Origin of the sequence: uncultured Sphingopyxis sp. (assembly GCF_900078365.1) — a bacterium.
Lineage (GTDB): Bacteria > Pseudomonadota > Alphaproteobacteria > Sphingomonadales > Sphingomonadaceae > Sphingopyxis.
The window spans coordinates 3,018,041-3,042,481 of sequence record NZ_LT598653.1; the positions used below are offsets into that span (position 1 = coordinate 3,018,041).

A 24,441-nucleotide genomic window follows, 5' to 3' on the forward strand; every position below is an offset into this window, starting at 1 on the left:
CGATTCAGACGGAAAGATCTTGCTCTATTCGACGCGGCGGAACCGGATCGCCGTGCCGCCGCCGGGCGCGAGGCGCAATGTCAGCGTATCGGTGCTGGTGACGAGGCGCTTTTCGATCGTCAGCGCGCCGGGATTGCTGCGATAGTCGGCGCCGGGGCCGTCGGCATAGATCTGCGCCTCGTAGCGCGCGCCCGGCGCGAGGAAGGCCAGCGGCTGCCGTAGTTCGCGCGCCTCCTCGTCGCCGATCGCGCCCAGATACCAGTCGCCCTTGCCGCGCTGTTGGCGCGCGACGACGACATAGTCGCCGATCGCGCCCTGCAGCGTCCTCGACTGCTCCCAGTCGGCGGGCACGTCGCGGATGAACCGGAAGGCGTCCATCCGCGCCTCGTAATTTTCGGGGAGATCGGCCGCCATCTGGATCGGCGAATAGATGACGACATATTCGGCGAGTTGGGTCGCGAGCGTCGATTGCACGCGCCGCGTCAGTTCCGTGCCGCCGCGCGCGATGTCGAAGATGCCGGGGGTGAAATCCATCGGCCCGCCGAGCATCCGCGTGAAGGGCAGGATCGTCATATGCTCGGGCGGATTGGTCGGATTGCCCCAGGCGTTGAATTCCTGCCCGCGCGCGCCCTCCCGGCTCACCCAGTTGGGCCAGGTGCGGCGCAGCCCCGTGTCCTTCACCGGCTCGTGGGTATTGATCGCGATGCGATGCTCGGCGGCGCGCTTCACGACGTCGAGATGGTGGCGCACCATATATTGGCCCGCGAACCATTGCATCCCGCCAGCCCCATCCTTGATCGTTCCGCTGTGGCGGACATAGCCGGTCTTGATCAGCGACACGCCATGGCCGGCATAGAGTTTGAGCGCGGCATCGAGCTGCGCCGCGTAATTTTCGACCCCGCCGCCGGTTTCGTGATGGCCGATCAGCTTGACCCCCTTCGCCTTGCCGTATCGCGTGATCTCGGCAAGGTCGAAATCGGGATAGGCGCGGGTGAAGCTGAACTTGTCGCCATTGGCGATCCAGTCGCCATCCCAGCCCTCGTTCCACCCCTCGACCAGCACGCCGTCGAAGCCATATTTGGCCGCGAAATCGATGTATCGCTTCACATTCCGGGTGTTCGCGCCGTGCTTGGGTCCGCTGCCCCACGTCGATTTCTCGAGGTGCATTTCCCACCAGATGCCGACATATTTGCCGGGCTTGAACCATTGGCCGATGCCCGGGACCTTGCTCGGCTCGTTGAGGTTGAGCGTGATCCGGCTGTCGGCGAGCGCGCCGGGCGTCTCGCCGACCAGCACCGTGCGCCACGGCGTCGTGAACGGCCCGGTCTTTTTCGCGAGCACGCCATCGGGCGAGGGCATCAGCCAGGCGTCATAGGTGCCCACGCCGTCGCCCCGCAGCAGCATCGAAGGAAAATCGACGAGCGCGGCTTCGTGGAAGCTGAGATAGAGGCCGTTGTCGCCCTTCAGCGTCAGCGGCGTTTCGGCGAGGGTGACGCGCCGCGCGTCGGTCTGTTTGTAGAGATATTCGTCGCGTTCCTGCCCCAACCCCTCATACCACCAGGCTTGATAGGCGCCGACCGTGCGGAACTGGCTATGGTCGGCCGTCACCGACACCGCCTGTCCGGCGGGGATCGCGCCATAATCATAACGGAAGCCGAAGCCGTCGTCGAAGAGGCGGAAGGTGACGCCGACGGCCTTGCTGAGCGGCGTGTCGCCCGCGAGCGTCACCGACAGCTGGTTGTGACGGTCGCGGATCAGGCGCTGTTCGCCCCACGGCTGTTCCCATGTCGTGTCGACCGCGCTTCGCTTCGCATCGGTGATTGCCGCAAAGCGCGGATCGGCCTCGCCCGCGAAGCGCAGCCCGAGGCGCGACGGCGCGATCACCGTCACGCCGCCGCGCTTCACTTGATAAACTGCCTCACCCTTTTCGACCGAAACGCACAGCTCGAGCACATTGCCGGGGGACTGCGCACATTCGCGCGCCGCGGCGGGCGAAGCCATGGCGAACATCGACAGACCGAACAGGGGAAGCGTCTTCAGGTTCATAGCGTCTCTCATGCTGGGGAAGATATTATTGCCGGAAAGCGGCCGTCAGCTGCCGCCGCAGCGCCGCGCGCTCGTCTGGGCGCATCGCGCCGAGCGCGCCGCGCAGCGCCTCCGGGATATGGGCCGCCGATACCTCGGGATCGCCGAACACATGCGTGTCGAACATCGCCCGCCAGTAAGCGCGCTCGCCCGGCGGCAGATCCCTGAACGCGAGCAGCGCGGCGAGGAAGACATTGTTCGGGCTTTCGACCCCCGTCGCCGCAGCGCCCCACCAATAATTGACCATCGCATTATAGGGGTCGAGCGAGGCGACATGGTGCCACCAGTAACGGGGAATGAAGATCGCATCGCCGGGATCGAGCGTCGCGACGCGCGCGGCGGCGAGCGCATCGCGGAAGCGCGGGAAACGGTCGAAATCGGGATTCTCCGGGTCGACGAGCGACAGTGGCGGCGGATTGTCGAGCGGCCCGATATAGAGGTTCGCAACCTGATCGGGCGGGAACAGGGTGAAGCGCCGCCGCCCCGCGATCACGCAGGCGAGATTATGGTCGCGGTCGTTATGCGTCTGCGTCCTCACCGCGCCGCCGAGCCACAGCTTGGGCCCGGCATCGGCGGGCAGCAGCGACATCGGATTCTGGCGGAGGAAATCGGGCAGCGCTTCGGCGAGCGGCAGCATCTGGATCGCGAGGGTCGGGGCATCCTCCCGCCCGATCAATCCTTCGATCCGCGCCAGCGTGCCCCGCAGCGGCGCGTAGCGCTTGGTGAAGGTGAATTCGCGCATGTCGGCGCGATAGGCGAAACGTCCGCGCGCGCGTGCGGGCGCCTCCATCAGCGGCACCGGCGTCCCGCGGTCCAGGCCCGCGAGATAAGCGTTGAGGCGGCCGGGCGAATGGCGCCCGGCCGCCAGCGCGACCCAGTCGTCGAACACCCCCTTGATGACGACAGGCATTTCGGCCGCGACGAGCGCGGCGAAGTCGGCGGGTGCGGGCGCCCCGCGCGCCGCGACGCGCGGCATGCCATCGAGCGGCGAAGACGGCGCCGCGATGCCGTCAATGCGCGCGGGTTCAGCCATGCGCGGACTGCATGATGCGCGCGAGGCAGGCGTCATGCGTCGGCTGGCGCAGCACCGCCTCGCGCACGAAACCGAGCATCTTGCGGAAATGCGCCTTCACCTCGTCGGGCGGCACCCGGTCGGCGGCGGGACGCCAGCTTTCGGGCATGATCCCGTGCCCGACGAACAAGGCGCGCCAGCTGTCAGGCGGCAGACTCTCGTCCTCCAGCGGCGCGAGTTCGCCGCGCGCGGCGAAAAGGTCTATCCGGTGCCCCAGCTCTTCGGACAGCGGCAGCGCGCGCGCCGCGTCCCAGAAGGCGCCCGAATAATTCTGAAGCACATGATGCGCCGCCTGGAAATCAGCGACGCGCGCGAGGTGCGAGCGCAGGACGCGGTTATATTCGACGCGCCGCGCAGCATAGCCAGCGCCGTCGGCGGGATAGGCCGCAAGCAGGTGGACGATGCCGAGTTGCAGCCCGTGCAGCGCGAACCCGTGGGCCGGGTCTAAAACGCACGCAGCGTCGCCGAGGGCGATGACATTGCCCGCCCATGGCTCTGCCGCGACGCCCGCCGCGAAGGGGCGGACCGTCACCGCGTCGAGCGGCAGGCCGCAGGCCGCTTCCGCCGCCGCCCGCGCCTCTTGGTCGGTCGTCGCTGCGCGCGAAAAGACGTGCTGAACATGGATATGCGTCAGGCCGGGGAAGAGGCCGGTCCAGCCGCCTGCGCCCGCGCGAATCTCGGCATAGGCGGGAAGCGCGGCGGGGCGCGGCGCGAGCGCGCTCAGCACCCGGTCGCCGGGCGTGTCCCATGCCTCGAAAGCGCCACCGGACAGCAGGCGTTCTCGGGTCAGATCGGCGAACAGCGCGCTTTCGATCCGCCTTCCATCATCGAGCAGCAGCGCCGCGACCCCCGCGTCGCCGCGCTCGACCGCGACGGTCGCTGTCTCGAAAAGCTCGACGCCCAGATGCCGCGCGATCGCCTTCAGGCTCTTGGCATAAGCGGCGGCGGGCAGATGATAGCCATAGTCGCTGCGGCCATAGATTTCGCTGTCCGCGTCGGGGAAGAACAGCCGCCCGCCGCGCGCCGCGCTCGCGGTCAGCGAGAAATCGTCGAGCCCGACGTCAAGGCCGTGATGACGCGCCTTGACCCAGTGCGGAAAGAAATCGCCGCCGTCGATCGCCGTGCCATGGGCGCCGTAGCCGTGCAGGAAGGACGGCCGCCCCGCATCGCTCGCATCGACGAAATTCTGCCCGAGCGTGAACGCTCCGCGCGTGGTCCGCAGCAACGCCGCCTCGTTGATGCCGATCTGATTGTGCAGTGCCTCGATCGCAGGCAGCGTCGGGTAGAGGTCCGCCGCGCCCGTCTCCGCCGGCAGTTCGACCACGCGCACCGCGACGCCGGCGGGGGCGAGCGCGCGGCGTAGCGCCGCCGCCGCGAGCCACAGCGGCGCGTCGCGGCCGACGAGCGTGATGTCGCGCGGGCCGGTCATGCCGCGCTCGCCGCGGGCCGGACCGCAGACCCCGCCGCGCAATAGCCCGCGATAAATTCGGCATGCGGCGTCATGTCGGCAGCGTTGACCGCGATCCGCATCGCAAGATCGTCGAGCCGCGCCTGCAAATCCGCCGCCGGCAGACGATGGGTTAGCGGACTCGCCGCCGACGGCAGAACGCCCTGCCCCTCGAGCGCCGACAGCCAGCTGTCGCGCGAGAAGAGGCCCAGCTTGTAATCGGGTGCGACCGCGCTTTCGCGGAACAGCGCCAGCTTGTGCGCTAGGCTGTCCGGCAGCGGCATCGTCCGCACATGGTCCCACAGCGGTTCGCCGACACGCTCGTTCGCGCTGTAATGGAGCACGAGAAAGTCGCGGATGCGGTCGTGGTGGATTTCGAAGAGGCGGTTGAACTCGCGTATCATGCGCGGGTCGACGCCCGCGCCGCGCCGCGGGACCAGTCCGGCGAGGTCGGTCGTCGCGGCCTGGATCAGGAAGATGCTCGTCGATTCGAGCGGTTCGAGAAAACCGCTCGCAAGCCCCAGCGCGACGACATTGCTCTTCCAGCCCGCCGCGCGGCGCCCGGTCTGGAAACGCAGCAGCCGCGGTTCGTCCAACGCTTCGCCGTCGAGCCCGCCGAGCAATGTCCGCCGCGCCTCCTCCTCGCCGCAAAAGGCGCTGGAAAAGACATGGCCGTTGCCGATCCGGTGCTGGAGCGGGATGCGCCAGGTCCAGCCGCCGCGCTGCGCCGTCGCGCGCGTATAGGGGGTGAGCGGCCGGGCGCTCTCGCAAGGCACTGCCAGCGCGCGGTCGCAGGGGAGCCACGCGCTCCAGTCGAGCCACGGCACGCCCATCGTCTGCCCGAGCAGCAGCGAGCGAAAGCCCGAGCAGTCGATGAAGAGATCGCCCGCAACCTCGGCGCCCGAGGCCAATATCAGGCGTTCGACCTCGCCGTTTTGCGCGTGGCGCGCGACATCGACCACCTTGCCCTCCATGCGCCGGATGCCGCGCGCCGTCGCCCATGTGCGCAGAAAGACGGCGTAGAGCCCGGCGTCGAAATGATAGGCATAGCTGTAGGTCGAGCGGATCGATTTCGGGTCGGTGTTCGGATGCTCGAAGCTGTTGGCGCGCGCCGCGGCGACCGCGAAGCTGTAGTCCTGGAGCGAGCGGCCGTCGGTCCCCGCGAGCCGCGCGCGCGCCCAATGGTGCTGGAAATCCGCGCTCGCCCAGCGATCGCCGAAGGTGCCGAAAGGGTGGATATAGCGTGCGCCGGGGCGCAGCCAGTCGACGAATTCGATGCCGAGCTTGATCGTGCCGCGGGTCGCGCGCATGAACTCGGCCTCGTCGATGCCGAGCATATCGTTGAAGCTTTTGATATGCGGCAGCGTCGCCTCGCCGACACCGACGGTGCCGATCTCGTCGCTCTCGATCAGGGTGATGTCGTAATCGATCGCCGCCAGCAGGCCGGCGAGGCCCGCCGCGCACATCCAGCCGGCGGTGCCGCCACCGAGGATCACGATGCGATAGGGCCCCTCAGACGTCATGGCCGGTCCACCTTCCCTTATCTACGCCGGAGCGCGACCGTCGCATGACCGGCCGCGCTCCGCCCGCATCAGAATTTGACGCGCGCGCCAAACTGGAAGCGGCGATCGACCCTGCCCCAGTTCGCATCGCGATAGACGGGCTTCGCCCCCGGGGTCAGCGGCGTGTCGCCGAAGATCTGCTGCTGATAGACCGTAGTGGTGTTGAGCAGATTCTGGCCTTCGACCGACAGCTCGAGCCACGGTGTCGGCGAGATGCGGAGCGACGCGTCGAGGAAGCCGACCGATTTCTGGAACACCGGCAGGCCGATGCAGCAGTCGAGATTGTTGGTCAGGAAACGCGAGCGCCAATTATACGCGACGCGGAAGGCCACCGGTCCCTTTTCGTAGAGGCCGACCAGGTTGAAGGTGTGCTTCGAAATGCCCGCGAGGCGGTGCGAGTCCATCACCACGCCGCGTCCGCCCGACACGTCGAGCCCGGCGCCGAAGCCCCCCGTGCCGCCGCCGTCGAGCGCGCCCTGCGTCACCAGGTTCGAATTGCTGATCCCGCTCTGCCGGACGTGGGTGTAGTTCGCCTGCGTGCCGAGGCCGCTGAGCAGGCCGGGCAGGAAGTCGAAGAAGGTCTGGAAACCCGTTTCGAAGCCATAAAGCTCGCCGCCGTCCTTCACGTTGCGCGGCCCGCGCATCAGCACCGTCTGTTCGGCCCCGTTGTTGGTGAAGACGCGCTCGAATTCGCCGTAAGCCACGGTATTGCGCAGCTTTTTGTAGAAGATGTCGGCGTGGAACGAGGTGCTGCCGGCATAATGTTCGAAGGTGAGGTCGAACTGGTCGGCGAGGATCGGCTTCAGCCCGGCAAAGCCCGATTCGGCGCGGAAGGTGAAATTATAGCCGGTGATGTTGCCCGCCCCGTCGCGGACGATGTTCGGGCTGTCGGCGGACGCATCGAACGACGGCGTCTGGATCGCGACGAAGTTCCGGAGCAGACCGAAGTCGGGCCGCGCCATCGCCCGCGAATAGGCGAAGCGGATGAAATTACTGTCGTCGAGCCCCAAGCGAACGTTGAAGCTGGGCAGGACCGTCGTGTAATCGGCCTTCAGATTGTTCGGCACCGCCGCGCCATTGGCGAAGGCCAATATCTCGGGCGTCAGGAAACAGGCCGGATTGACGACGTCGCCCGGCGGCAGCGGTGTCCCGCACGGCCGGTTGAGCACCGGCGTGAAGATCGAGGCTTGCGGGAAGCCGACATTGCCGACGCTGTCGATGTCGGTGCGCACGACGCGCACGCCGATATTGCCGCGCACGTTCATCCCGCCGAGCATCGCATTGTCGCCGCCGAAGCCCAGCCTCGCATAGGCCGCCTTGGTCTTTTCGGTGACCTCCATCACCTCCGACGGCGTGAAGCAGCCGACCGTCGCCTCGATCCGGTCGCAGATCGGGGTCCAGCCGGGCAGGATCGGCGGGCTGACATTCGAGCCGCGCAGGCCATCGACGAGCCGGTCGCGGTCGCGCAGCGCATCGCGGCTCAGATAGACGAGCTCGCCATTGTCGAAGACGCCGCCGTTATAGAAGCTGCCGCCCAGACTCACCGGTTCGAACAGACCCTCGCCATAGCCGTTGAAACCGGGACGCGCGCCGCAGCCCGCGGGGTAGGGCGCCGCCGACGTGCTGTCGACGTTGAAGCCCGGCCCGTTGCAGTTCCAAGGCGCCGCGATCGGCGTCCAGTTGAAGGTCGAATAGCGGACATTCTGGTTGCGGTCGGTGTAGCGGACGCCGACCTTCAGCGAGTCGATCCAGTCATTGCCGTCGAAATCATATTCCGCGTCGGCCTTGAGCGCGAGCTCCTCGGCGTCATTGTCCTCGAGATGCGCCTGGATGAAGGGCATCCAGTAATTGTGCGGATTGGCGAGGCCGCCGTCGGCATAGTTGATGTTGGTGCCGGGCAGCAGTTCGATGTTCGGCGTGCCGTCCTTGTTGACGCTATATTCGTAATCGGCGGCCGACGCGGTCGCGACGAGGATGTCGTCGTTCGTCGTCCTCGCCTTGATCCACTGCGCATCGAAATTCAGCTTGAACCGGTCGGTCACGTCCCACTGGATGTTCGCCGACAGGTCGCGCGTGCTTTCGCGATGGTCGAAATTGCGCGCCTCATTCTCGAAATAAAGGCCGTTGCGGTCGGGAACGGCGCAGGCCGAGCCGGGGCCGCAATAGTTGACGAAGGGCAGGCCGGGCACCGCCGATCCGGTGTCGATCATTTCGGCTTCGCTGCCGAAGCTGCCGCGCCAGCTGCCATAGCCCTGGCTGAGCTGCGCCGAGCGCAGCATGCCGTCGGGGCCGAAGGTGAAGCCCGCATTACCGGTCGGCGTGCGCAGGATCGTCGATCCGACGGGGTTGAACGCCGGTGTGCCGTAATAGGTGCCCTCGAGTTTGGCGTGCGAGACATTTTCGAGCCACGCATTGTCGTAGGACGACTTGATGAACTGCACCGTCGCGCGGACGTCGCCCGTCGGGCTTTCATATTGCCCCGCGAGCGCGATCCCCTCGCGCGTGCGGTCGTAATCGACCTGCGAATAGCGGATGCCGTCGGGCAGAAAGGCCCAGCCCGTCCCGCCGAACGGGTTTGCGGTACAGGCGACGCTGCCGTCGGGGTTCACGATCCCGTTGCCTTCGGCATCGACCGCACCGGCCGAGCAATAGGTGCGGATCTTGTCCATGATCACGCTTTCGGTGCGCGTGACGAGGTGGCTGCGCGCATAGTCGGCCATCAGGCCGAAGCGGCCGATGTCGGTGTCGAAGGTCTTGCTGACCAGCACCGAAAATTCGCCGTTCCACTTGTCCGACCGGTCGCCGTAGGTCGCTTTCGCATTGGCGGCGACGACCAGTCCCTTTTCGTCGAGCGGCAGGCGCGTGCGCAGATCGACGGTGCCGGCGATGCCGCCCTCGATCATGTCGGCGGTCTGGTTCTTATAGGCATCGACGCGCGACATCAGTTCGGGCGAAATGTCGTTGAAGTTGAGCCCGCGATAGCTGTCGGCCGAGAAGCTGTCGCGGCCGTTGATCTCGGTCCGCACGAAGGTGAGGCCGCGGATCAGCACCCCGGCGGGCTCGCCCGAGGGGTGGGTGCTGTCGTCGGTCGACTGCAGCCGCGAAACGGTGATGCCGGGAACGCGCTGAAGCGCGCTCGCCACCGAATTGTCGGGGAAGGCGCCGATGTCGGTCGCGGTGATCGAATCGACGACGGTCAGTGCGTCGCGCTTGCGGTCCTGCGCGTCCTGCAACGCCGCGCGCACGCCGACGACGACGATCTCGTCGCCCGCCGCCGCGCTGTCGTCGGCGGGCAGCGCATCCTGCGCCAGCGCCGGCGACGCCATCAGCAGGCCGGCGGCCACCACCGGCAGCGAAGCGCTCCGCAGCATGCGTTCCCGACAAATCGCGAATCCCTTGAGCCTCATCTCTCTCCCCTTCCCATGGCGCCTCCTTTTGCGGAGGCTTCCCTTGCCGACGGCGAGAAAGCTTCCCGCTCAGCATTTGCATGATTTTGCGCATTGTTGCACAAATGGCAAGCGTCTTTTGCAAAAGGCGAATATCGGAGTGATACACCAATAAAGCATGGGATTACTTAGGGTTTCAGCTCGCGATAGGCGCATCGGAAGAAAGCGCCGCATACGTTTGCTTCCGATTTGCCTTATGCAAATTATTGCACAAGGCGACAAAGCGGACGGATCGGATGTCAGGATCGCGAGGCGGGAATCGCCAGAGCGGCGAGCGCGGCGGCGCCGAGGAAAAGCGCGGCGAGCGCCAACGCCGGCGCCGGCTGGCCGCCGAACAGATGCTGCACGGCGCCGCCGAGGCAGATCGCCGCGACGAGCTGAGGCACGACGAGGAAGATGTTGTGAATGCCGAGATAGACCCCGACCTTCCCCGCCGGCACGGCGTTGACGATGATCGCATAGGGCAGCGACAATATCGCGGCCCAGGCGATGCCGATGCCCACCGCCGCGATCCACAGCCACGCCGGGCCGGACGCGAACACAAAGCCCGCCATCCCCGCCGCGCCGCACAGCAGGCAGAGCGCATAGGTGGCGCGCTCACCGATCCGCGCCGCGAGTGCGGGCAGCGCGAGCGCGCCGATCGCTGCGACGCCATTATAGGCCGCGAACAGGACGCCGACCCAGTCGGCCGCCGCGGAATAGGCGGCGGATGCGGGGTCGTTGCTGCCGAAATATCGGCTCGCGACGGTAGGCGCAGCATAAATCCACAGCGTGAACAGCGCGAACCAGGTGAAGAATTGCACGAGCGCGAGACGCTTCAGCGCGACAGGCATGCGCGCATAATCCTCGCCGATCTGGAGCAGGCCGAGCGCGTCGGCGCCGCGCCCCCGGCGCCATGCCGCCGCGAGTTGTCCGGCCCCGATCATCAGTGCCGACGCCCCGAGGACAAGCACCTCCCAACGCCAGCGAAAGAGGACGGCCGCCAGCAACAAGCCCGCACCGGCAAGCGCGAGAAGGCGGCCGCTCGCTCGATCCGCCGGACTGTCGAACCGATCGCCGTGGGACACCATGGCGACACGCGCCGGCTGCTCGTGCGTCAAAGCCGCGGTCCAGAAGACCGAAAGCAGCAAGCAGGCGCTGCCGATGTAGAAGGCGTAGCGCACCGCGGCGGGCAAGGCGCCCGGCTCCGCGGCTCCCGACACGCCGAACCAGTTGACGAGCATCCAGGGCAGCGACGAGGCGAAGACCGCGCCCGCGCCGATGAAGAAGACCTGGATCGCATAGCCCCGGGCGCGCTGCGCCTCGGGCAGATTATCAGCGACGAGCGCGCGCGCGGGATCCATGCTGATATTGTTCGAGGCGGTGAGCAGCCAGAGCGCGGCGACCGACGCCCACAGCGTCGCCGCATTGGGCATGATCAGCAGCGCGAGCGCCGTCAGCAACCCGCCGGCGATCAGGAACGGCCGCCGCCGGCCGAAGCGCGATCGCGAGCGGTCGCTGAGATGACCGACGATGGGCTGGACGACCAGCCCGGTGATCGGCCCCGCGATCCACAGCGCGGGCAATGCGGCGACGTCGGCGCCGAGCGTCTGGAAAATCCGCGTCGTGTTCGCATTCTGGAGCGCCCAGACGATCTGGATGCCGAACAATGCAAAGCACATGTTCCAGATGTGCAAATTCGCGCGGCGAGCGCCGCGTGAAACTCCATTCCCTTGACGCTTTCGCGGGTTATCGACATGCAAATCTTGCATTCCCTCCCCCTAATCGTGCTAACGCATGTCGGCGTCGAACATGGATGGCAAGCTTATGAGCACCAACAATACGAGATTGGAAGACTTGGCAAGGATGGCCGGCGTGTCGATCTCGACGGTGTCGCGCGCGCTCAACGACCATCCGCTGATCAGCCTCGCCACCAAGAAGAAGATCTGGGCGCTCGCGCGTGAGCATAATTATCCGTTCCGCAGCCATATGTCCGCCGCGCCGGTCGGCGCCGAAGGTTCGATCGTCGTCGTCACCCCGCATATGCAGGGCCGCCCGCTGCCGCTATCGCATCCCTTCTTCCTCGAACTGCTCGCGAGCATCGGCGAAGCGGCGCGCGCGCGCGATTGCGACTTCACCGTCAGCCACACCGCGCCGCGCGACGTCGACGATCTGCTGACGGTAATGAACAGCAGCCGCGCCAACGGCGTAATCTTCCTCGGCCAGTCGATGCTCCACGACGGGTTCAATCAGCTCGCCGACGCGAACAGCAATTTCGTCGTCTGGGGCGCGCATCTGCCCGGGCAGAAATATCGCTCGGTCGGATCGGACAATGTGCTCGGCGGGCGCCGCGCGACGCTCCATCTCGCGCGGCTGGGGCGAAAGGCGATCGCTTTCGTCGGGTCGAGCGATCCCGAGGCGATGCAGCGCCGCCAGGGCTATCTCGAAGCGCTCGAGGCGAACGGGCTCGACGCCGACCCCGCGCTCGACGTGCGCGTCGATTTCGGCTTCGAATCGGCCGAGCGCGCGCTCGGCCAGCTTCTCGCGCGCGGCCGCCGGCCCGACGCCATCTTCGCGTCGAGCGACCTGATCGCGCTCGGCGCGATCCGCGCGCTGCGCAAGGCCAATCTGTCGGTGCCCAGGGACGTGTCGGTCGTCGGCTATGACGACATGCTGCTCGCGCGGCTCAGCACCCCCGCGCTGACGACGATCCAGCAGGACACGCTGGAGGCGGGCCGCCGGCTGGTGTCGCAGGTCATGGACCCGCACGCCGAACAATATCTTGATTATTTGCCGACGCATCTGATTGTGCGCGAATCCTGCGGCGCCTGACGCGCGCCGTCCGATCGCCGAGGAGATGGTCCGTTGAGTGTCGCCAGCATCGCCCTGCCCCGCATCCTTCGCATCGGCGGCGGCGCGTCGAAACAGCTGCCCGAAGTGCTCGCGAGTCTCGGCCTGTCGCGGCCGCTGATCGTGACCGACGCCTATCTCGTCAGCAGCGGGCGCGTCGCCGAGTTGACCGACGGGCTGGCCGCGGCGGGGCTCGCCGCGCGCGTGTTCGCCGAGACCGTGCCCGACCCGACGGTGGCGTCGATCGACGCGGGGGTCGCGTTCCTGAAGGAAGGCGAGCATGACTGCGTCGTCGGCTTCGGTGGCGGCAGCCCGCTCGACAGCGCGAAGGCGATCGCGCTGCTCGGCCTGCACGGCGGGGCGATGGCGGACTATAAAGCCCCGCATGTGCAGGACACGCCGGGGCTGCCGGTGATCGCGATCCCGACGACCGCGGGGACGGGTTCGGAAGCGACGCGCTTCACGATCATCACCGACGAGGTTACCGACGAGAAGATGCTATGCCCGGGCCTCGCCTATCTGCCCGTCGCGGCGCTCGTCGATTATGAGCTGACCTTTACCAAGCCTAGGCGGCTGACCGCCGACACCGGCATCGATTCGCTGACCCACGCGATCGAGGCCTATGTGTCGAAGCGCGCGAATCCGTTCAGCGACGGCATGGCTTTGCTCGCGATGCGCGCGATCGCGCCCAATTTGCGGCGGGTGTGCGCCGACCCGATGGACGCGGCGGCGCGCGAGGCGATGATGCTGGGCGCGACGCAGGCGGGGATCGCCTTTTCGAACAGCTCGGTCGCGCTGGTCCACGGGATGAGCCGGCCGATAGGCGCGCATTTCCATGTCCCGCACGGGCTGTCGAACGCGATGCTGCTGCCCGCGGTGACCGCTTGGTCTGCGCCCGCGGCGCTCACTCGCTATGCCGACTGCGCAAGGGCGATGGGGGTCGCCGACGAGGCCGAGGGCGACCAGTCGGCGGTGGCGCGGCTGCTGGACGAACTGGCGGCACTCAACCGCGAGCTCGAGGTGCCGGGACCGGCGGCGTGGGGGATCGACGCGGCGCGCTGGGACGCGCTGGTCCCGACGATGTGCGCGCAGGCGGCGGCGTCGGGATCGCCGGCGAACAACCCGCGCGTGCCCGATGCCGAGGAGATGGCGGCGCTCTATGCGCTGGTCTGGGCGAGTTAGGCACCGCGATGGAAATCCGGCGCTATGCGGCATCCGACTTCGACGGCGTGAAAACGCTTTGGGAAGAGGCGTTTCCGAACGACCCGCCGTGGAACCGCGCCGAAGTGGCGATCCCGGCCAAACTCGCTTTCCAACCCGAGCTGTTTTTCGTGGCGCTGGACGACAGCGCGGTGATCGGATCGGTGATGGCGGGTTACGACGGGCATCGCGGCTGGCTCTGTTCGGTGGCGGTGCGGCAAGCGTGCGAGCGCGGCGGCGTGGGAACGGCGCTCGTCCGCGAAGCCGAGCGGGCGCTGCACGCGCTCGGATGCGAAAAGATCAACCTGCAGGTCCGCGCGACGAACGAAGCGGTCGTCCAATTCTATCGCGCGCTGGGATATGCGGTCGAGGAGCGCATCAGCCTCGGCCGGCGGCTCTAGATCAGCCCTCTGGCGCGGTTCTGACAGGATTGCGCGGATGCGCAGGTAGCGGGAGATCGAGCCACGCGTGGCGCTGTTCGGCCCATACGGCCTGTTCGGGTATCGGAAAGCCAGGATCGGCAAAAGCGCCCGCCGCGACGCCGATCAGGTGCGGGAGCCGTTCGGGCTCCCACCACAGCGACGATCCGCAATCGGGGCAGAAATGAAAGGATACGTCGCGCCCGCTCGCCGACGGCCGCTTGAACGCCTTGGCGCCCGCTGCGGGCAATTTTACACGCTCGCGGGGAAAAAAGGCCGCAACGCTGAAGAGCGACCCGGTCCGCCGCTGGCAATCGAAGCAATGGCAGAGCGACACCTTCGCCGGATCGCCGGTGCAGGTGAGGACGAGCTTGCCGCAGTGACAGGAGGCGGTGCGTTCCATGAGGCGAAGGCATATCACCACGGGCGGCGCAAGCAAGAAGCGGGCCATCGGCGATTGGCGCTTCGTTCATTGACCGGCAAGCTGCGCCCTGCTTAAGCGCGCTCGCCCCGCTTCCCGCTCTCCTACGTCTCGATGTGGAGGCGGGGCATCCCTTTCAAGAAATCGCCATTGCGGGCCGCGAAACGGTTACGGCAGCCGCTCTCCCATCGCGACCTGCAGCACCGCATACCATTCGGCGCGCGTCCAGCGCGGGATGAACGCCTGCGGAATCTCCCTGATCCGTTCGACCTTCTGCGTGCCGACGATCGGGATCGGACGCGCGGGGTGCGCCATCACCCAGCTATAGGTCGCCGCGGCGCGCGAGACGTCATATTCTGATGCTTTCGCGTCGAGCAGCGCGGCGACCGCCCGGCCGCGCTCGTCGGCCGGGTCCCCAAGCCGGCCGCCGCCGAGCGGCGACCAGGCGAGAAAGGCCATCCCCTGCTCCATCGACTGATCGAAGAGCCCGTCGAAGAGCGGCGCGAGATGGAGCGGCGAAAATTCGCTCTGGTGGCTGACCAGCGGAACGGGCAGGAAGTGGGCCAGCGCCGACGTCTGCGCGGGTGTGAAGTTGGAAACGCCGATCGCGCCGATCTTGCCGTCGCGGTGCGCCTCTTCGAGCGCGCGGGCGATTTCCTGCGGGTGGGCGAGCAGGTCGGGGCGGTGGATCTGCCACAGTTCGACCCGCTCGGTGCGCAGGCGGCGGAGCGAAGCATCTATCGCCGATGCCAGATAGGGTGCGCTGCTGTCATAAGGCACGCCCGGGATGATCCCGCCCTTGGTCGCGAGGACCATCGCCTCGCGCAGTCCGGAAGCGTCGGCAAACACCTCGCCGAGCAAGGTTTCGGCCGATCCGAAGCCGCCAAGCGTATCGAAGCCGTAGATGTCGGCGGTGTCGAACAGGGTGACGCCCGCCTCGAACGCCGCGTCGATGCGCGCGCGGGCCATAGCGAGGTCGACGCCGGCGAAGCGCCACATGCCCCAGGCGATGGGCGCGACCGCGTGCCCGGCGATGTCCACAGGGGCGGGAGCGGGAAGATGGACCGGCATCGGTCAGAGCCCGAGCAGCTTGCGCGCGTTGCCCGAGCGGATCTTCGCGCGCTCCGCGTCGGTGAGGTCGAGTTTGGCGAAGGCCTCGAGCGTTTTGGGCAGCGAAATCTGCGGAAAGTCCGACGCGATCAGCACATGGTCGACCCCGACGTTGCGGATCGTCCAGACATATTCCTCCTCGATCGGCGAGTCGGCGGCGAGGATCACGCTCGCCGAAATGTCGAAATAGATATTGTCGGCAAAGAGATTTTCGGCGGTGCGCGCGTGCGCAAGGATGTTCCAGAAGCGGAAGCCGAGCCCGCCCATATGGCCGAAAATGAACTTGGTCTTCGGTGCCGCGAGCGCGAGGTTGAAGAGCTTCTCGTTATCGGCGGGGACGATGCTGGCATTGTCCATGACGACGATCATGCCCTTGTCGCCCGCATGTTTGACGAGCGTCAGCACGCGCGGGTCGGCGGCGTCGAATTTCTGCGTGTGCGGGTGGATCTTGAGCAGGCGGACGCCGCGCGCGGCGACGCGGTCGACCTCGGCGAGCGCGGCGTCGCCGTCATAGGGATGGACCGTCGCGATTGCGATCATGTCGGGGTTCTTCGCGGCGAGCGCGATCAGCGCGTCGTTGCGCCGCGCTATGTCGGCGGGATTGCCCGCAAGCGCCTGGTTGGGGCCGCCGAACCACATCGCGCCGAACGCCTCGACCGACTGGCCGGCCGCTTTCAACTGCGTCCGATAGTCTGCGAGCGATGCCTCGCCCTTGTGCAGGTGGACGTGGGTGTCGATGGCGGCGTCCTGCGCAAAGGCGGGCACCGACGTCGTCAGCAGGGCAATCGAAAGCAGCAGGGCTCGCATGATGTCTCCAGTGCGCGGGGGTAGGAAGTGCCCCAGCCCTGCCACAAAGGATGCGCGCCGCCAATTGCCTCGGCCGTCACCGCGCCCAACCTGCCTCAGTTGGTCCAGTAGATATAGTCCTGTCCGTCCTGCCACGGCGCGTTCAGCGGCACATCGATGCGTATGGGACCTTCGACAAGCCCCGGCCAGATCGGTTTCGCCATGCCCTTGTTCTGCGCCTCGATCATCGCGCCGAGTTCGGCGACGCGCTGCGGATCGCTCGCGGCGAGATCATGGCGTTCGGTCGGGTCGCTCGCGAGATTATAAAGGCGCGCCTTTTCGGGGCGCTTCGTCACCTGCAATTTCCAGTCGCCCGCGCGCACCGCGCGATAGTCGCCCGAGCGCCAGAACATCGCAGGGCGCTTGGCGGGGCCAGCGAGAATATTTTCGCTGTCGATCGTCCGGTCATCCGGCAGCTTCGCCCCGGCCGCCGCTGCGATCGTCGCGAAAATGTCGAGATGGCCGGTCACGTCTGCCCGCTGCGTGCCCGCCGCAATCGCGCCCGGCCAGCGCATGAACAGCGGGGCGCGGATGCCGCCTTCGAAGAAGGTCGCCTTCCAGCCACGGAACGGCGCGTTCAGATCGGGCATGCCGTTATACCAGGCGCCGCCATTGTCGCTGGTGAAGATGACGAGCGTATTGTCGTCGATGCCCGCCTCTTTCAGCTTCGCCATCACGTCGCCGATGCGGCGGTCGAGCTGCGCGATCATCGCGCCATAGACGCGCGTCTTGTGATCCTTGATCTGCGGCAGCCGGTCGTAATCGGCCTTCGTCGCCTGCAGCGGCGTGTGCGGCGCGTTGAAGGCGAGATACATGAAGAAGGGACGGTTCTTGTTCGCCTCGATCGCCTCGATCGCTTCGTCGGCGAAATAGTCCGTCATATGCCCCCTGGGATGGAACCGCTTGCCGCCGTTGAAGGTGACGGCGTGGCGGAGGTTCGCCCAGATGAAGCGATCTATCGGATCCCAGGGCAGCTTGGCGTCGACGCCGTCCGGATCACCCTCGGGCAGGAACATCGCCGCGCCCGCGAGGATGGCGAGGCTTTCGTCGAAGCCCTGTGCCTGCGGCTGAAGCGCCGGCGCTTCGCCGAGATGCCATTTGCCGATGTGAAGCGTGTGATAGCCCGCCGCCTTCACCGCCTCGGCGATCGTCACCTCGCTGGCGGGGACGCCCATGTCGGGATAGGCGGGAATGTCGGGGGTGATCAGTTCGTCGTGGAAGATCGCGCGGTGCGGCCCGACGCCCTCGCCATGCGCGAGGTTTTCGGCGAACTCGACGGGGACCGCCGTATATTCGAAGCCGAAGCGCGTCGGATAGCGCCCGGTCATCATCGCGGCGCGCGACGGCGAGCAGGTCGCGTTCGCGGCATAGGCGGTGGTGAAGTTGACGCCTTCGCGCGCGAGCGCGTCGATGTTCGGCGTCTTGACGACTCCCGCCACGCCGCCGCCGTTCAGGCTGATGTCGTTGAATCCCATATCGTCGGCGACGATCAGGATGATGTTGGGCGGGCGCTTGCCTTCCGGCGCCGTGGCGGGCCCTTGCTGCCACGCGACCGCGCGGTTCGGCTGCACCGGATCGTTCCAGTCCTGGAGGATGCCCGGAATCCGATATTTATTCGCTTCGAATGCCCAATATCCGCCGGCGCCGGCGAGTAGCAATGCGCAGAGGGCGAGCCATCTCTTCTTCATCATCTTCCCCCCCATATCGCGCTGTCGGCATGTTCGAAAACTATTGACACTATATGTGTCATTATATTGGCCGATACGCAAGATCGTTTGACCCCGGCGCCAAGCCGGGCCAGCAGGGGTGCGATGGCGACAGGGTCGGGAAAATCGAGCGCGCAAAAACTCGCACCATCGCGGGTCGATGGCCGCCGCGAACGCGGGCGGTCGAGCCACCGGCGGATCGTCGAGGCGATGATGGAGCTGATCGTGGGGGGCGATCTGTCGCCGAGCGCGGCGCGCGTCGCCGAGGAGGCGGGAATCGGCCTGCGCACCGTGTTCCGCCATTTCGACGATATGGATGCGCTTTATGCCGAGATCACCGCGACGATCACCGAAGAGGTGATGCCGGCGGTGATGGCGCCCTATCCCGACCAGCCGTGGCAGGGCAATATCCGCGAACTCGTCGGCCGGCGCGTGCGGGTGTTCGAGACGACGCTGCCCTTTCGCCTCGCCGCCAATATCAAACGCTATCAGTCGCCCTTCCTGATGGGGCAGTATAGCCGCGTCGTGATGCTCGAGCGCGAGCTGATCCTGCGCCTGTTGCCGGCGGCCGTGCGCGCCGACCGGATCGGCGTCGAGGCGCTGTGCGCCGCGCTGTCCTTCCATAGCTGGCGCACGCTTCGCCACGACCAGAGCCTGTCGGCCGAGGAGGCGGGCGCGGTAATGGCGCACATGGTCGAGGCGCAGATGGCGGCCATCACAGCGGATTAGGACCGGCCATCCTTGTTCGAACGTCATCCCGGCGAAGGCCGGGATGACGATTCAGGTGGGAAGGCTCAGCCTCTAACCGCTATCCGCCTCGCGCACGCCGACGGCGGCGCAGGCCCCAGATCAGGCCCGAAACCAGCAGGACGAAGGCTCCGACCCACAGGCCGAAGCGGATCAGCCGCGGCTTGCCCTGATGTTCAAAGGCGTAGCGGTTGATCTGTTCGTCGGCGGTGTAGCCCGCGGGCATGTCGAGCACGCCGTTCGCCCTGGCGTAAGCGCGGTAATCGGCCATCATCGTCTTGAAGCGATCGGGCTCGGCGGCGGCAAGGTCGCGCGTCTCGCCGGGATCGGCCTTGAGGTTGAAGAGCCGCCACTCGCCATCGCCGGTCGGCGCGAGGTTGCGCACCAGCTTGTAATCGCCGCGGAACAGCGCCGCATTGCCCGACAGCTCATAGCCGAGCGGCGCGTCGCCGTGGACGCTTCCCGGCTGGCCCTTCAGCGCGGACACAAGGCTGCGGCCGGTCACGGGCTCGACAATCCTGCCCTGCCAGCGTCCGCCATGGCCCGGCACGCCGGCCAGTTCGGTCAGCGTCGGCAAGATGTCGGTGACATGCGCGAGGCCATCGCTGATGCCGCCCGCGCGGATTTCGGCATGACCCGGCCAGGCGATGATTAGCGGGACACGCAGGCCGCCTTCGGACGCGGTGAATTTATAGCCCGAAAGCGGCGACACCGCCGCGCTCGCCCAGCCGGGGCCAATCGCCGAGAAACTGCCGCGCCGGCCGATATTGGCGGTCGCTAGGTCATATTGCAGCCCGAGGAACAGGCGATTGCGCAGGCTGGCGAACGGATTGGTCGGCTCGGCGCCATTGTCCGACAGGAAGACGAAGATCGTATTGTCGTAATCGCCCGCCGCCTTCAGATGTGCGACGAGGCGGCCGATCTCGCGGTCCATCGCGCTCGCCATGCCGGCATAGGCCTGCATCACGCGCACCGCCGCCGCGCGTTCGTCGGCGTCGAGTTTCTTCCAGTCGGGCGTCGTCGACATCGGCGCCATCGCCATGCCCGCCGGCATGATGCCGAGCGCCGCCGCGCGCTTCGCCCGCGCTTCGCGCAGCGCCGTCCAGCCATCGCGATACATCGCAGAATAGCGCGCGATGTCGCTGTCGGGCGCCTGCACCGGGATGTGATTGGCGAGGAAATTGATCGAGGCGAAGAAAGGTTTGCCGCTGGCGCGCCCCTCCTCGATATAGTCGATCATCCGCTGGACGACGAAACGCGACGAATAATAATCCTTGGGCAGCGTCGCGGGCTTGCCATTCTCGGTCCAGTTCGCCTTGTCGTACATGCCCTCGATCGGGCGCTGTTCGAAATTGTCGGCGCCGGCATCGGCGAGGCTGAAGGCGCGATCGTAGCCGCGCGCGTGCGGCAGGCGCGTGGCATCACTGCCGAGGTGCCATTTGCCGGTGAGATAGGTGCGATAGCCGGCCGCCTTCAAAAGCTCGGCGATCGTTACGACGCGGTGGTTCATCACCGTGTCGTAACCGGGCTTGCCGCGATGTTCGTCGGGGATCGTCTCGGGCATGTTGCCGAGGCCGTTCCGGTGGTTCATCACCCCGGTCTGCAGCATCGCCCGCGACGGCGAGCAGGATCCCGCGACATGGAAGTTCGAGAAGCGCATCCCGGCATAGGCGAGCGCGTCTATGTTCGGGGTCGCATATTCGGCACCGAACGCGCCGACGTCGGAAAAGCCCCAGTCGTCGGCGAGCAGGATGACGATGTTGGGGCGATCCGGCGCAGAGCTGGCGGGTTGCGCGCGGGCGGGGGAAGCGCCGATCAGCGCGCCGATTGCGATGATGGCAGCACACCGGGACGCGCCTATGCGACCCCGCTTAGTGGTCCTCCAGCGTACTGCCATCACTCCCACCCCCTCGGGATGTGACACTTACTATGCCAATATATTTTCAAGTCAATGGGGCGGTGCGCGATCAATTAACGCTCGCGATAGTCGGGCGCGCGCTTTTCGAGGAAGGCGGCGAGCGCCTCGTTATGATCCTCGGTCGCCGAGAGGATCACCTGCTGGCGGTCCTCGATCGCCATCGCGGCCTCAAGGCTCGGCGCGTCGATGTTGAGGCTCAGCGCCTGTTTCGAGAGGCGCAGGCCATAAGGCGAGGTCGCGAGCATCTCGTCAGCGAGCGCGAGACCGCGGTCCAGCAGTGCTTCCTCTTCGACGATTTCGCTGACCAGCCCGGCGCGCAGCGCACGTTCGGCGTCGATGAAGCGGCCGGTGAGAATCATCTCGGACGCGAGGCTCGCGCCCACGAGCCGCGGCAGGAAATAGCTCGACGCCATGTCGCAGCCGCCGAGACCGATGCGGATATAGGCGGCGTTGCAGCGGAGGGAAGGCGCCGCATAGCGCACGTCGGAAGCGAGCAGCAGCGACAGCCCGCCGCCCGCCGCTGCCCCGTGGCCGAGCGCCACGATCGGCTGCGGACAGGCGCGCATCTTGCGATAGATGTTGCCGATGCTCGTCTGCGTGCGCAGCGTGCGGAGCACCGGCGTTTCATCGCTCGACCGGTCCTCCTGAATATCGAGCCCTGCGCAGAAGCCGCGCCCGGCGCCGCGCAGGACCACGACGCGCACCTCGGGGCGATCGGCGAGGCCGCCGAAATATGTATTGAGGTCGCCGACCAACCCTTCGTTCAGTGCGTTGAGGCGCTCGGGACGGTTGAGCGTCGCGATCTCGACCGCGCCGCGGCGTTCGATCAGCAGTTCGCTCACAAAGTCTGCCCGTCGTCGACGGTGATCACGCTGCCGGTGATGCCGAGCGCGGCGTCGGAGCAAAGCAGCAGCAGCGGCGCATGGAGATCGCTCGGGGGCCGCATCCGCTGGCGCGGAAAGCCCTTCACCATCGCCGCGCCGACGTCGCTGTCGAACAGTTCGGCGGTCATTTCGGATTCGAAATAGCCGGGCTGGATCACATTGACGCTGATCCCGCGGCGCGCCCATTCGCGCGCCAGCGCCTTGCCGAGGTGGCGCACCGCCGCCTTGGTCGCGCCATAGACCGAAGTCGCGGGAAAGACCTTCTCGGCGGTGATCGAGCCGATCAGGACGATGCGGCCGTGCTGCTTTTCGCGGCTGCCCGCCTTGTCGAGCCGCTTCGCCCCTTCGGTCGCGGTCAGGAAGACGCCGCGGACGTTGGCGGCGAGCAGGAAATCGACCTCTTCGACCGAAAGCCCCATCGCCATCTTCTCGGTCGCGACACCGGCGTTGGCGACAATGGTATCAACAGTGCCGAAGGCGGCCTCGGCGGCATCATAGGCGGCCCTGGTCGACGCCTCGTCGGTGACGTCCATCGACACCGCCATCGCCTGCCCGCCCGCCGCCTCGATCGCGGCGACCTGCTCAGCGAGCTTGTCGGCGCGGCGTGCGGCGAGCACCACCTTGGCCCCCGCGGCGGCAAGCGCCTTGGCGAAGCCCGCGCCGAGGCCTGAGGAGGCGCCGGTCACGAGCGCGACGCGCCCGGTCAGATCGAACTTGGGTTGCTCGGCCATCATCTTCCCTTCCTTCACCTGCTACGCATTGGTCGCGATTGACGTTTACGTCAACGGGCAGGGCCATCGAAAAAACGTCGCAAAGGGGTTGACGGAGCAACTTTGTTCACTTAATGTTCTCATTGTGCACAACGAACCTCATCCCCCGTCGCGGCCGCCGGGTGCGGCGGGCGGGGGATAAAGGTCCGCTATCGCTGATCGGCCGGCTTGACGATATATTGGTCGCGATCCTCGACCGGCACATTACCCTGGATCAGGTGACGGCTGGCGTAGACGCCGTTGCAGATGTCGATGTCGAACCGTTCCTGATCGCGCCGCCGCGTTTCCTCCATGATGTCGCCGATCGCTTCTTCATCGACCTCGAGCCGCCGCAACGCCTCTTCCGCCATCACCAGCGCCGATTCGAAGGTCTCGCGTATCTGATAGTCGGCATGGGCGTGGATCAGTTCGACCGCATGTTCGCGGTCGAAGGCGCGGACGAGCAGGGGCGTGTTCGGAAATTCCGCCTTCACCAGTTCGACGATCCTCAGCGTCGTTTCGCGGTCGTCGGTCGCGACGATGATCATCCGCGCATTCTGCGCGCCTGCGGCGTGAAGGATGTCGAGCCGCGTTCCGTCGCCGTAATAGACCTTGAAACCGAAGGCCATTGATTCCCGGATCGCGATCGTATCGGTGTCGATCAGCGAGATCGAGCAGCCGTTCGCGAAAAGCGGCTGGCTGACGATCTGGCCGAAGCGGCCGAAGCCGATCATCAATATGCTGGCGCTGAGATTGTCGGCGACGTCGAGGTCGTCGGATGTCTCCTCGGCGCGCGGCATGAAGCGATCGTGCAGGATGATCATGACCGGGGTCAGCACCATCGACACAATGATGATCGCGGTCAGCGTCGCGTTGCTTTCCGCATCGATGATCCCGACACTCGCCGCCGCGGCATAGAGGACGAAGGCGAATTCGCCGCCCTGCGCCATCAGCACCGCGCGCTCGACCGCTTCGGCATGGCCGCTTCTGAACAGCCGCGCGGCGGCATAGATGACGATCATCTTGAGCAGCATATAGGCGGCGACGGAGGTCGCGATCAGCCCGGCGTTGGCGGCGACGATGTCGAGATCGAGCGCCATGCCGACGCCGAGGAAGAAGAGGCCGAGCAGGACACCGCGGAACGGCTCGACATCGGCTTCGAGCTGATGGCGGAAGGAGGATTCGGACAGGAGCACGCCGGCGAGGAAGGCGCCCATCGCCATCGACAGCCCCGCGAGTTGCATCGCGAGCGCGGCGCCGAGGACGACGAGCAGCGCCGCGGCGGTCATCACCTCGCGCGCCTTCGCGCGCCCGAGCAGACGGAACATCGGGTCGAGCAGATAGCGGCCGGCGAGAATCAGCCCGGTGATCGCGCCGAGACCGATCGCGACCGCGACCAGCCGGTCGGTCATCGACACCGCCTCGCCGCCCGGTGCGAGAAAGGCGATGAGCGCGAGCAAGGGCACGATCGCCAGATCCTCGAGCAACAGGATCGCAATGATCCTCCGCCCCTTGGGCTGGCCCATCGCGCGCCGCTCGTCGAGCATCTGCATGACGATCGCGGTCGAGGTCATCACGAAGCCGGTGCCCGCGACGAAACTCGCCGCGACCGGATAGCCGAGCGCGAGCCCGACGCAGATGAGCAATGCGATCGCGCCGCCGACCTGCGCCGCGCCGAGCCCGAAAATCTCGCCGCGCATCGCCCACAGCCGCGACGGCTGCATCTCCAGCCCGATAATGAAGAGGAACATCACGACGCCGAGTTCGGCGACGTGGAGGATCGTCTGCGCGTCGGAGAAGAGCGCCAGCCCGAACGGGCCGATCGCGAGCCCCGCCGCGAGATAGCCGAGCACCGAGCCGAGCCCGAGCCGCTTGAACAGGGGAACCGCGACGACGGCGGCGGCGAGCAGGATGACGATCGGCAGCAGGTCGAACCCGTGCGCGGCCGCCTCGGCGGCATGTGCTGTTTCGGCGGCCATCGCCCGTCCCCTTCACCCGAT

The 24,441-nt window shown here is 66.9% G+C and carries 18 protein-coding genes; 4 read left to right on the forward strand and 14 right to left on the reverse strand.

Features of this window, described 5'->3' with window-relative positions; translation table 11 throughout:
• Window positions 1-24: 24 nt before the first annotated feature.
• From QZL87_RS14025 to QZL87_RS14050, 6 genes are all read right to left on the reverse strand, one after another.
• Window positions 25-2,046 (reverse strand): glycoside hydrolase family 97 protein, encoded by a 2,022-nt coding sequence (locus QZL87_RS14025; protein WP_295320458.1) that lies wholly within the window; start codon window positions 2,044-2,046, stop codon window positions 25-27.
• A gap of 25 nt (window positions 2,047-2,071) precedes the next feature.
• Window positions 2,072-3,118 carry a cupin-like domain-containing protein gene (locus QZL87_RS14030; protein ID WP_295320461.1) on the reverse strand — a complete coding sequence of 349 codons (1,047 nt, stop codon included), beginning with the start codon at window positions 3,116-3,118 and terminating at the stop codon, window positions 2,072-2,074.
• Complete coding sequence (locus QZL87_RS14035; protein WP_295320463.1) at window positions 3,111-4,586, reverse strand: tryptophan 7-halogenase; 1,476 nt, start codon at window positions 4,584-4,586, stop codon at window positions 3,111-3,113. Before QZL87_RS14035 ends, QZL87_RS14030 begins: the two co-directional genes overlap by 8 nt.
• Window positions 4,583-6,127: a tryptophan halogenase family protein gene (locus tag QZL87_RS14040; protein ID WP_295320466.1), complete on the reverse strand. Its 1,545-nt coding sequence runs from the start codon at window positions 6,125-6,127 to the stop codon at window positions 4,583-4,585. Before QZL87_RS14040 ends, QZL87_RS14035 begins: the two co-directional genes overlap by 4 nt.
• Window positions 6,128-6,195: 68 nt before the next feature.
• Window positions 6,196-9,537, reverse strand: a complete 3,342-nt coding sequence (locus QZL87_RS14045; protein ID WP_295320468.1) for a TonB-dependent receptor — start codon at window positions 9,535-9,537, stop codon at window positions 6,196-6,198.
• A gap of 314 nt (window positions 9,538-9,851) precedes the next feature.
• The gene (locus QZL87_RS14050; protein WP_295320470.1) at window positions 9,852-11,273 is read right to left on the reverse strand and encodes an MFS transporter; all 1,422 of its coding nucleotides are present in this window, start codon (window positions 11,271-11,273) and stop codon (window positions 9,852-9,854) included.
• A gap of 145 nt (window positions 11,274-11,418) precedes the next feature.
• On the opposite strand from QZL87_RS14050, the gene QZL87_RS14055 reads away from it, so the two are divergent.
• The 3 genes from QZL87_RS14055 to QZL87_RS14065 are packed head-to-tail and all read left to right on the forward strand — an operon-like array spanning window position 11,419 to window position 14,042.
• Entirely contained in the window at window positions 11,419-12,423 is a 1,005-nt protein-coding gene (locus QZL87_RS14055; protein ID WP_295320472.1) for a LacI family DNA-binding transcriptional regulator, read from the forward strand.
• 33 nt (window positions 12,424-12,456) lie between these two features.
• Window positions 12,457-13,623 carry an iron-containing alcohol dehydrogenase gene (locus tag QZL87_RS14060; RefSeq protein ID WP_295320475.1) on the forward strand — a complete coding sequence of 389 codons (1,167 nt, stop codon included), beginning with the start codon at window positions 12,457-12,459 and terminating at the stop codon, window positions 13,621-13,623.
• 8 nt (window positions 13,624-13,631) lie between these two features.
• Window positions 13,632-14,042, forward strand: coding sequence for a GNAT family acetyltransferase (locus QZL87_RS14065; protein ID WP_295320477.1), 411 nt, complete (start codon window positions 13,632-13,634; stop codon window positions 14,040-14,042).
• A gap of 1 nt (window position 14,043) precedes the next feature.
• On the opposite strand, the gene QZL87_RS14070 is transcribed toward QZL87_RS14065, so the two are convergent.
• The 4 genes from QZL87_RS14070 to QZL87_RS14085 all read right to left on the reverse strand — a co-directional run bounded on the left by QZL87_RS14070 (window position 14,044) and on the right by QZL87_RS14085 (window position 18,128).
• Complete coding sequence (locus QZL87_RS14070) at window positions 14,044-14,463, reverse strand: GFA family protein (RefSeq protein ID WP_295320480.1); 420 nt, start codon at window positions 14,461-14,463, stop codon at window positions 14,044-14,046.
• 186 nt (window positions 14,464-14,649) lie between these two features.
• Window positions 14,650-15,480, reverse strand: a complete 831-nt coding sequence (locus QZL87_RS14075) for an aldo/keto reductase (protein WP_295326909.1) — start codon at window positions 15,478-15,480, stop codon at window positions 14,650-14,652.
• A 75-nt stretch (window positions 15,481-15,555) separates the two neighbouring features.
• On the reverse strand, window positions 15,556-16,398 hold the full coding sequence (locus QZL87_RS14080) for an amidohydrolase family protein (RefSeq protein WP_295320483.1): 843 nt from the start codon (window positions 16,396-16,398) through the stop codon (window positions 15,556-15,558).
• Window positions 16,399-16,493: 95 nt separating this feature from the next.
• A complete protein-coding gene (locus QZL87_RS14085; RefSeq protein ID WP_295320485.1) occupies window positions 16,494-18,128 on the reverse strand; it encodes a sulfatase-like hydrolase/transferase in 1,635 nt (544 codons plus the stop codon).
• Between the two features lie 120 nt (window positions 18,129-18,248).
• Between QZL87_RS14085 and QZL87_RS14090 the strand changes: the two genes are divergently transcribed.
• The gene (locus QZL87_RS14090) at window positions 18,249-18,872 is read left to right on the forward strand and encodes a TetR/AcrR family transcriptional regulator (protein ID WP_295320487.1); all 624 of its coding nucleotides are present in this window, start codon (window positions 18,249-18,251) and stop codon (window positions 18,870-18,872) included.
• A 79-nt stretch (window positions 18,873-18,951) separates the two neighbouring features.
• Here the strand turns inward: QZL87_RS14090 and QZL87_RS14095 are convergent, their stop codons facing one another.
• The 4 genes from QZL87_RS14095 to QZL87_RS14110 form a co-directional block, all read right to left on the reverse strand.
• Window positions 18,952-20,787, reverse strand: a complete 1,836-nt coding sequence (locus QZL87_RS14095) for an arylsulfatase (RefSeq protein WP_295320489.1) — start codon at window positions 20,785-20,787, stop codon at window positions 18,952-18,954.
• A 74-nt stretch (window positions 20,788-20,861) separates the two neighbouring features.
• Entirely contained in the window at window positions 20,862-21,650 is a 789-nt protein-coding gene (locus QZL87_RS14100) for an enoyl-CoA hydratase-related protein (RefSeq protein ID WP_295320492.1), read from the reverse strand.
• Complete coding sequence (locus tag QZL87_RS14105; RefSeq protein ID WP_295326916.1) at window positions 21,647-22,423, reverse strand: SDR family NAD(P)-dependent oxidoreductase; 777 nt, start codon at window positions 22,421-22,423, stop codon at window positions 21,647-21,649. Before QZL87_RS14105 ends, QZL87_RS14100 begins: the two co-directional genes overlap by 4 nt.
• Window positions 22,424-22,611: 188 nt before the next feature.
• Window positions 22,612-24,420, reverse strand: coding sequence for a monovalent cation:proton antiporter-2 (CPA2) family protein (locus QZL87_RS14110; protein WP_295320494.1), 1,809 nt, complete (start codon window positions 24,418-24,420; stop codon window positions 22,612-22,614).
• Window positions 24,421-24,441: the final 21 nt, after the last annotated feature.